We start from the raw sequence: 8,569 nt of genomic DNA, 5'->3' as shown, positions 1-8,569 counted from the left end.
GGCGGCGATCGCCAGGCGGCAGGCGACGTCACCGCCTTCCGCCAGCACCGTGACGCCGTCGCTGTCGTCACGCACGCGCCGTGTGGCCACGCCGGCGCGCACGACGATGCCGGGGCGGGAGGCGACTTCCTCGTACAACGCGCGGCGGATCAGGTGATTGGAGACCAGATAACCAAGGGCCTCGACCCCCGTGCCATGCGTATCGAAGGTCAGCGGATGGTTGTGGCGCCCGGTTTCCACCCTGGCCTCGCGCAGCAGGGAGATGCCGATATCGGGGATCCGCGCCCAGGCGCCGCTGCCACGCAGGATGGACACCGCATGGTGGGTCAGGGCGATTTCCCGCCCGTCGAACGCGGGATCGGCCAGGGCGGCCAGCGGCGCACGCTCCAGCACCGTGACAGACAGGCCCGCCGCGTCCAGCGACAGAGCCGTGGCCAGGCCCGCGGGGCCGCCACCAATGATCGTAACGTCGCTGTGCATGGCGTCCTCCTCTGGTCCCGCGGTCAGTGATCGGCGTCGAAGACGACCGGCGTGCCGTGCCATTCGGCGACGTACCCGCCGACCGGGCGGCGGGTCGGCACCGGGCGGGCGGAATCCGGGGTGCCCACGAACAGGAAGCCCGCCAGGCGATGTGGCGCCGCGAAGCCCAGTGCGGCCGCGACGGCAGGATCATACGTCATGTCGCCCGTTACCCACACGCCGCCGAAACCGGTGGCGTGCAGGGCATTGAGGACGTTCATTGCCGCGGCGGCGACGGCCATTTCCTGCTCGATCACCGGGATCTTGTCGTCGGGATGCAGATGCATGCCCAGTGCGATGGTCAGCGGCATGGTGGAAAAGCGCACGCGGCGTTTTTCGATCTTCGCGGCCGGGACGTCCGGGTCACGCGCCAGCATGCCAGCCACCACCAGTTCGGCCAGTTTCGGCCGGGCGTCGCCCCGGACCAGGACATAGCGCCACGGCCGCAGCTTGCCATGGTCGGGCGCGCGCATCGCCGTGGAGAGGATGTCTTCAAGCACCGAACCCTCTGGCGCGGGGTCGGACAGCATGTCGGTCGATGAACGGGACAGGAGAGCGTCGAGCACGGCCATCCGGGATGCTCCTTTATATAGGGTCGGCCCGACATGCCGCCAGGCCTGTGACATCCGGCCGGCGGCCGCGAGCGGCAGCGGGTCGGCACCATGCCGCAGAAGGCAGGCCAAGCCAATATCCGCCGATGCCCCCCCACGGGCCGGACACTGCACACGTCCGGCGACCAGCGGGAGGAACGCACGGGAATGGTGGCCTAACGCGGCCTAGTCCTGTAGGAGAACGGGACATGGATACTGCCCGCACAGCCACGATTCATCGCGTCACCAGCGAGACCGACATCACGATCCGCCTGGACCTGGACGGCACCGGCCAGTCGCGCATCGCGACGGGGATCGGCTTCTTCGACCATATGCTGACGGCGCTGGCCCGGCATGGGATGTTCGACCTGGATATCGAGGCCAAGGGCGACCTGCATATCGATTTCCATCATACCGTCGAGGATACCGGCATCGCGCTGGGCCAGGCCTTCGTCCGGGCGATCGGCGACAAGCGGGGCATCAGGCGGTTCGGCCATGCGCTGGTGCCGCTGGACGAGGCGCTGAGCGAGGTGGTGGCCGACATATCCGGCCGGCCCTACCTGGCGTGGGCGGTAGACTTCACCCGCGACAAGATCGGGGAGATGGACACCGAGCTGTTCGAGGAATTCTTTCGCGCCTTCGCCATGAGCGCGCTGGTGACGCTGCATGTTACGCAGAAGGCCGGCCGCAACTGCCACCATATCGCCGAGGCGTCGTTCAAGGCGGCGGCGCGGGCGCTGCGGATGGCGACCGAGGCCGACCCCCGCGCGGCGGGCGCGATTCCGTCCACCAAGGGCGTGCTGTGACGACGTATTCCTCCTGGTTTCGGGCGGAGGGCAACCGGCCGCCGGTTCTGGTGGCCGAGCGCCTGTCCTGGCGGGTGCTGATCCTGGGCTGGCTGGGACTGGTGCTGCAAGGGAGCTGGATCGCGGGCCTGCTGGCCGGCGCCGCCAGCCTGGTCCTGACGCTGGTGGTCGGGCACACCGCGCTGGCGGTGCCGCTGTGGCTGGGTATGCATCTGGCGCTGGGACTGTGCGCCGCCGACATAAGGGAATGGGAGCTGCGGCTGAACGGGCTGACGGCCGGTCCGGTGGTGCTGGCGCGCGGACGGGATGCCGCGCTGCTGCGCCTGCTGGACCGCCACCCCGAGATCGCGACCCGGCACCGGCCGGCGGCGGAGGCATGAGCATGGCGACCGCGACGCAATCCATCGTAGTGATCGACTACAACGGCGGCAACCTGGCATCCGCCGCGCGGGCGGTGGCGCGCGCCGCCGCCGATAGCGGGATCGACGCCACCGTGACGATCACCGCCGACCCCGAGTCGGTGCGCGGGGCGGACCGGATCGTGCTGCCTGGACAGGGTGCGTTCGCCGATTGCGCGGCGGGGCTGGCGGCGGTGCCCGGGCTGAAGCCCGCGATCATCGACGCGACCGAAGCCGGCACGCCGTTCCTGGGCATCTGCGTGGGTATGCAACTGATGGCCCAGCGCGGGCTGGAACACGCAGTGACGCCGGGATTCGGCTGGATTTCCGGCGAGATCGCGCGGATGGAGGCACCGGGACTGCGCCTGCCGCAGATGGGCTGGAACCGGCTGGATTTCACACCGGGCGCGCATCCGCTGACCGAGGGGCTGGACGCCGACGCCCACGGCTATTTCGTGCATTCCTACGCGCTGCGTCACGGGGCGGTGGACGAACTGGTGGCAACGACCGACTATGGCGGGGCGGTGCCGGCGATCGTGGCCCGGGGCAATCGCGCCGGCACCCAGTTCCATGTCGAGAAGAGCCAGACGGTCGGCCTGCGGATCCTGTCGAATTTCCTGCGCTGGTCGCCCGTTCGCGAAGGAGCCGCCGCATGAACGAGATCGGCACGCCGTCCCAGACCCGCCCCCGCGCCGAACGGGTGCAGGCCCTGCATGAAGACGATCTGCAGGCGCTGTGCGAGGCCACCGACGCCGCGATCCTGGATGGCGGGGGGTTCGGCTGGCTGACCACGCCCGGCCGACAGGCGATGGAGCGCTATTTTCGCGGCGTGCTGATGGTGCCGGAGCGCATGCTGTTCGTGGTCCGGCTGGACGGCATCATCGTGGGTGCCGCCCAACTGGTGCGCCCGCCGCGCAATAACGAGGCGCAGGCCATGAGCGCCACGCTGATGCACCTGTATGTCGCGCCCTATGCCAGGGGCCTGGGGCTGGGCCGGCTGCTGCTGCTGGAGGCCGAGCAGTGCGCGCGGGCCATGGGGTACCAGATCCTGAACCTGGACGTGCGCGAGACGCAGGAATCGGCCATCCGGCTGTTCCGCGCCTTCGGCTTCCATCACTGGGGCACCCATCCCAGCTATGCCCGCACGGAGGGGCGCACGGTGCGGGGCCTGTTCTTCACCAAGCGCCTGCAGGACAATGAACGGGTGGTACCCGCGCATCCGCAGGCCGCTTCCATTCCCATTCCTGCCACGGGACCCGCCAGCGTGACCGGACACAGCCTGACCCTGTACCCCGCCATCGACCTGAAGGACGGGGCCTGCGTGCGCCTGCGCCGGGGCGAGATGGACGATGCCACGATCTATTCCGACAATCCGGGCGCGCAGGCCCGTGCCTGGGTGCAGGCGGGTTGCCGGTGGCTGCATGTCGTGGACCTGAACGGTGCATTCGCCGGCCGGTCGGCCAATGGCGACGCGGTCGAGGCGATCATCGCCAACGCCACCGTGCCGGTGCAGCTGGGCGGCGGTCTGCGGGACATGGCGGGCATCGAACGCTGGCTGGCCGCCGGTGTCACGCGCGTCATCCTGGGCAGCGTCGCGGTCAAGGACCCCGAACTGGTGCGTGCGGCCTGCCGCGCCTTCCCCGGCCGGATCGTGGCGGGGATCGACGCGCGATCGGGCCAGGTGGCGACCGAGGGCTGGGCCGAGACGTCGGACATGAAGGCGGTCGAACTGGCCCGCCGGATGGAGGACGTGGGGGTGGCCGCGATCATCTTCACCGAGATCAGCCGCGACGGCATGCTGACGGGCATCGACATCGCCCAGACCGTCGAGATGGCGAATGCGCTGTCGATCCCGGTCATCGCCAGCGGCGGAGTCGGCCATGCCGACCACCTGCATGCCCTGCGTGCCGCGACGGTGCAGGCACCGGGGATCGAGGGCGTGATCGTCGGCCGGGCGCTGTATGACGGCCGGGTGGACCCGGCCGAGGCCTTGCGGATCCTGTCCTGATGCTGAAGCTGCGGGTCATCCCCTGTCTGGACGTCAAGAACGGGCGCGTCGTGAAGGGCGTCAACTTCGTATCGCTGCGCGATGCCGGGGACCCGGTGGAGCAGGCGGCGGTCTATGATGCCGCCGGGGCGGACGAACTGACCTTCTTGGACATCACGGCCAGCCACGAGAACCGGGACACGATCCTGGACGTGGTCAGCCGTACCGCCGAGCGGATCTTCCTGCCGCTGACGGTGGGGGGCGGCGTGCGGACGACCGACGACATGCGGCGCCTGCTGCTGGCCGGGGCGGACAAGTGCGCGATGAATTCCGCCGCCGTCGCCCGGCCCGACCTGGTCAGCGAGGCCGCGCGGAAATTCGGCAGCCAGTGCGTGGTGGTGGCCGTCGATGCCCGGTCGGACGGGCATGGATCGTGGGAGGTGTACACCCATGGCGGCCGCACGCCCACAGGGCGCAACGTCATCGACTGGTGCCGCGAGGTGGTCGAACGCGGCGCGGGCGAGATCCTGCTGACCAGCATGGACCGCGACGGTACCGGCAGCGGGTTCGACCTGGACCTGCTGTGCGCGGCGTGTACTGCGGTACGGGTGCCGATCGTGGCCTCGGGCGGGGTCGGCACGCTGGAGCATTTCGTCGAGGGCGCGCGCGCGGGCGCCACCGGCCTGCTGGCCGCCAGCGTCTTTCATTTCGGCCAGTTCACCATTCCGCAGGTCAAGCAGGCGCTGGCCGATGCCGGCCTGCCGGTGCGCCACACGCCCGCACACCCCGTACCCTGAACCGCGCCCCCAGCCGCGCCGGACACCCAGCAGAGGGCATGATGCCAAAGATCCTGAAGACGACCCGCAAGAGCGCCGAGACCAAGGCCGTGGACGACAAGGCCGCCGGCAAGAAAACCGTCAGCAAGAAGACCGTTGCCAAGAAGGTCGGTGCCAAGAAGACGGTTGCCAAGAAAGCCGTCGGCAAGAAAGTCGCGACGACCGCCCCCCTGCCCCCCGCCGTCCCTCCGGCAGCGACGGCCGAGGTGCTGGACCGCCTGTTCGACGTCGTGACCTCCCGCAAGGGCACCAACCCGTCGATCAGCCATTCGGCGCGGCTGCTGGCGCGGGGCCGGCGCAAGATCGCCCAGAAATTCGGCGAGGAAGCGGTCGAGTGCCTGATCGAGGCGGTCGCCGGCAACACCGGCGAGCTGGTGGGCGAAAGCGCGGACGTGCTGTACCACCTGATCGTCATGTGGGTGGATGCCGGCGTTCACCCGGCGGAGGTGTGGGCCGAACTGCACCGCCGCGAGGGCACCAGCGGCATCGCCGAAAAGGCCGCCCGCCCCCACGACCCGCTGGCGGAATAACACACTACCGAGGAGAGATGTCCATGGCCGTTTCCGGACTGGGTCCGTACGATCCGCAGAACGTCTTCGCCAAGATCCTGCGTGGGGAAATCCCGTGCCGCAAGATCTATGAAAACGAACACGCCCTGGCCTTCCACGATATCGCGCCCAAGGCGCCGGTGCATGCGCTGATCATCCCCAAGGGCCCTTACGTCTCCTTCGCGGATTTCAGCAGCCAGGCCAGCGACGCCGAAATCGGCGGCTTCACCCGCGCGGTGGGCCATGTGGCGGCGCAACTGGGGCTGGAGGATGCGGGCTACCGCCTGCTGTCGAACATGGGCGCGGCCGCCGGCCAGGAAGTGCCGCATTTCCACGTCCACCTGTTCGGCGGCGCCGCGCTGGGGCCGATGCTGCAGCACGGCTGACGGGCGACACCGGCGGGAGGCCCGCTCGTCATGGATATCTTCGCTCATTCGCTCCCTGACGACCCCTCGACAGAACGATGGGAAACGTTGCGCGCGCATTCGCTGCGTGTCGCGGCCCTGGCCGAGCAATTCGCCGCCGTGTTCGGCGCCGCGCACAAGGGCCGGGCGCTGGGGTTGCTGCATGATATCGGGAAATGTTCGGCGGCCTACCAAGACTATATTCGTAAGCCCGGGCCGTGCCACGGACCTGACCACAGCACGGCGGGCGCCCGCGCCGTGGTCGCGTCCTATGGACCGCTGGGACGGCTGCTGGCCTTTGCCATCGCGGGGCACCATTCCGGCCTGATGGACGGGTCGGGCCATGACGGCCCCGGACGGTCGCTGAACGAACGCCTGGACGAGCAGGCTTATGCCGTTCCGGCCTCGGACAATTGGCCGGACTATTGTCCCGCGCGGCCGACCCTGCAGGATCTGGTGGACGAGTCGCCGCCGGTCGCCAGCACGGATTATCCGGGATTCGCGACCTCGTTTTTCGTCCGCATGCTGTTTTCCTGCCTGACGGATGCCGATTTCATCGCCACCGAAGGATATTACGCGGAATCGGCAGGATTGCCGCCACCCGCGCGCGGCGGAACGATCACCCAGGCCCATCTGGATGCCATCCGACGGTTCATGAAGACACGGCGGCGGGACGATACACCGCTGAACCGGCTGCGCAGCCGGATTCTGGACCATGCGATCGGCAAGGCCGCCCTCGGACCCGGCCTGTTCACGATGACGGTCCCTACAGGCGGGGGCAAGACGCTCGCCTCGCTCAGCTTTGCACTGGACCATGCGGTGCGGCATGGGCTGCGCCGCGTGATCTATGTGATCCCGTTCACATCGATCATCGAGCAGACGGCGACGGTGTTTCGCGAGGCTCTGGGTACGACGGACGGCATCCTGGAACATCATTCGAATTTCGACTGGGACCGACGCGCGCCGGCCGGCGAGAACGACGAGGAAGCCGAAGGCGCTGACGGCCTGGCGAAATTACGGCGCGACGCGGAAAACTGGGACGCACCCATTATCGTCACGACCAGCGTGCAGTTCTTCGAATCGCTGTTCGCGGCACGGGGCAGCCAGGCCCGCAAGTTGCACAACATTGCAGGCAGCGTGATCATCCTGGACGAGGTGCAGACGCTGCCGCTGCATCTACTGCGCCCCTGCCTCGCGGTCCTGGACGAACTGGCCCGCAATTACGGCGTGAGCATCGTGCTGTGTACCGCCACGCAATCCGCCCTGCGGCAGATCGACGACGCGTTGCCGCCTGGGCGAAAGGGACGCCGGGCGGGGCTGGATATCCAAGACACGCACGAACTAGCCCCCGAACCCGCAGCGCTCTATGACGCGCTGCGCCGCGCTACCGTCACCTGGCGCAAGGAACCGGTATCCGACGGCGAGATCGCCGCGCGTTTCGCGGTGCGCGAACAGATGCTGTGCATCGTCAATACCAGGGCGCACGCGCATGATCTGTTCACCGCCATTGCCGATCAGGACGGTGCACGGCACCTGACAACGCTGATGTGCCCGCTCCATCGGCGCGCCACCCTGGTAGCCATACGCCAGGATCTGAAAAACGGACGGCCTGTCCGGCTGGTCTCCACCAGCCTGATCGAAGCCGGTGTCGATGTCGATTTCCCCGAGGTCTGGCGGGAAGCCACCGGATTATCCTCGATCACGCAGGCCGCCGGACGATGCAATCGCGAGGGCCGCCTGGACGAGCCAGGCCCGGTGGTGGTGTTCGAGACGCCTGACCCTGCCGACCCCACGCAGCCATGGCTTGTGCGTGCCATGCGCCCCTTCTGGCAGGCCACGCGTCCGATCCTGCGCCAGGGACTGGACCCGCTGAGCCTGGAAGCCATTCATGCCTATTTCCGCGAACTGTATTTCCAACATAGCCATGACACGCACGGACACGACGGCCTGGACGCCGCGCGGATCGGCACCGTGCGCTACGCAATCCTGGAGGCCATCGCGCAATCGGGTGCCGGCCACACCTATCCGTATGCCACGATTGCACGGGCCTTCCGCATGATCGACACGGTCATGGAGTCCGTCATCATCCCGTGGGACGAAACCGTACGGCAAATGCTGCATGCCCTTGACCACGCACCCGTCCCACCGGCCGGATTCATGCGGCGCCTGCAACAATACTGCGTGCCGGTCCCCGCGCCCATCCGGCTGAAATTGCTGGCCGCCGGCGCCCTGCGCACCGTCAAGCCCGAAGCGTATGGCGACCGGTTCGTCTACCTGGAATCAATGGATCTTTACGATGCCCGCCGGGGTCTGAAACTGGATGATCCCACGTTCCGCCATGCGGAAAGCAATGTGTGGTAGACAGCGGTTTCCGGCCGGGACACGGCCGGAAACCGCCCGATATCCGCATCCTGCGCATCACAGAAAACGTTTCAATCCACGCTTCGGGTAAAGCGACCAATGATAATTTTACCTTGTGCG

Annotated in this window: 10 protein-coding genes (1 of these 10 only partly in view); 8 read left to right on the top strand and 2 right to left on the bottom strand. The window is 68.1% G+C overall.

Annotation, left to right across the window (positions count from 1 at the left end; translation table 11 throughout):
• Together ubiM and GDI_RS00340 are read right to left on the bottom strand one after the other, a co-directional pair.
• Window positions 1-480, bottom strand: partial view of a 5-demethoxyubiquinol-8 5-hydroxylase UbiM gene (ubiM, locus tag GDI_RS00345; RefSeq protein ID WP_012222322.1) — the 5' portion only. 699 nt of this gene lie to the left of the window's left edge; only the first 480 of its 1,179 coding nucleotides appear in the window; its start codon is at window positions 478-480; its stop codon lies beyond the left edge, outside the window.
• 23 nt (window positions 481-503) lie between these two features.
• Window positions 504-1,091 carry a nitroreductase family protein gene (locus GDI_RS00340; protein ID WP_041249609.1) on the bottom strand — a complete coding sequence of 196 codons (588 nt, stop codon included), beginning with the start codon at window positions 1,089-1,091 and terminating at the stop codon, window positions 504-506.
• A 227-nt stretch (window positions 1,092-1,318) separates the two neighbouring features.
• Between GDI_RS00340 and hisB the strand changes: the two genes are divergently transcribed.
• From hisB to GDI_RS00300, 8 genes are read left to right on the top strand one after another with little or no spacing between them, the layout of a single operon-like run.
• On the top strand, window positions 1,319-1,915 hold the full coding sequence (gene hisB / locus GDI_RS00335) for an imidazoleglycerol-phosphate dehydratase HisB (protein ID WP_012222320.1): 597 nt from the start codon (window positions 1,319-1,321) through the stop codon (window positions 1,913-1,915).
• Window positions 1,912-2,295: a hypothetical protein gene (locus GDI_RS00330; protein WP_012222319.1), complete on the top strand. Its 384-nt coding sequence runs from the start codon at window positions 1,912-1,914 to the stop codon at window positions 2,293-2,295. The genes hisB and GDI_RS00330 overlap by 4 nt, the downstream gene beginning before the upstream one ends.
• Window positions 2,296-2,297: 2 nt before the next feature.
• On the top strand, window positions 2,298-2,969 hold the full coding sequence (gene hisH / locus GDI_RS00325; RefSeq protein ID WP_012222318.1) for an imidazole glycerol phosphate synthase subunit HisH: 672 nt from the start codon (window positions 2,298-2,300) through the stop codon (window positions 2,967-2,969).
• Window positions 2,966-4,321, top strand: a complete 1,356-nt coding sequence (gene hisA / locus GDI_RS00320; RefSeq protein ID WP_012222317.1) for a 1-(5-phosphoribosyl)-5-[(5-phosphoribosylamino)methylideneamino]imidazole-4-carboxamide isomerase — start codon at window positions 2,966-2,968, stop codon at window positions 4,319-4,321. The genes hisH and hisA overlap by 4 nt, the downstream gene beginning before the upstream one ends.
• Window positions 4,321-5,097 (top strand): imidazole glycerol phosphate synthase subunit HisF, encoded by a 777-nt coding sequence (hisF, locus tag GDI_RS00315; RefSeq protein ID WP_012222316.1) that lies wholly within the window; start codon window positions 4,321-4,323, stop codon window positions 5,095-5,097. Before hisA ends, hisF begins: the two co-directional genes overlap by 1 nt.
• A gap of 41 nt (window positions 5,098-5,138) precedes the next feature.
• On the top strand, window positions 5,139-5,666 hold the full coding sequence (locus GDI_RS00310; protein ID WP_012222315.1) for a phosphoribosyl-ATP diphosphatase: 528 nt from the start codon (window positions 5,139-5,141) through the stop codon (window positions 5,664-5,666).
• 23 nt (window positions 5,667-5,689) lie between these two features.
• The gene (locus GDI_RS00305) at window positions 5,690-6,070 is read left to right on the top strand and encodes a histidine triad nucleotide-binding protein (protein WP_041249211.1); all 381 of its coding nucleotides are present in this window, start codon (window positions 5,690-5,692) and stop codon (window positions 6,068-6,070) included.
• 30 nt (window positions 6,071-6,100) lie between these two features.
• Window positions 6,101-8,449, top strand: a complete 2,349-nt coding sequence (locus GDI_RS00300) for a CRISPR-associated endonuclease Cas3'' (RefSeq protein ID WP_012222313.1) — start codon at window positions 6,101-6,103, stop codon at window positions 8,447-8,449.
• The last annotated feature ends 120 nt before the right edge of the window (window positions 8,450-8,569 follow it).

Origin of the sequence: Gluconacetobacter diazotrophicus PA1 5 (assembly GCF_000067045.1) — a bacterium.
Classification (GTDB): Bacteria; Pseudomonadota; Alphaproteobacteria; order Acetobacterales; family Acetobacteraceae; genus Gluconacetobacter; species Gluconacetobacter diazotrophicus.
This window is presented reverse-complemented; position numbering and strand designations above follow the sequence as displayed.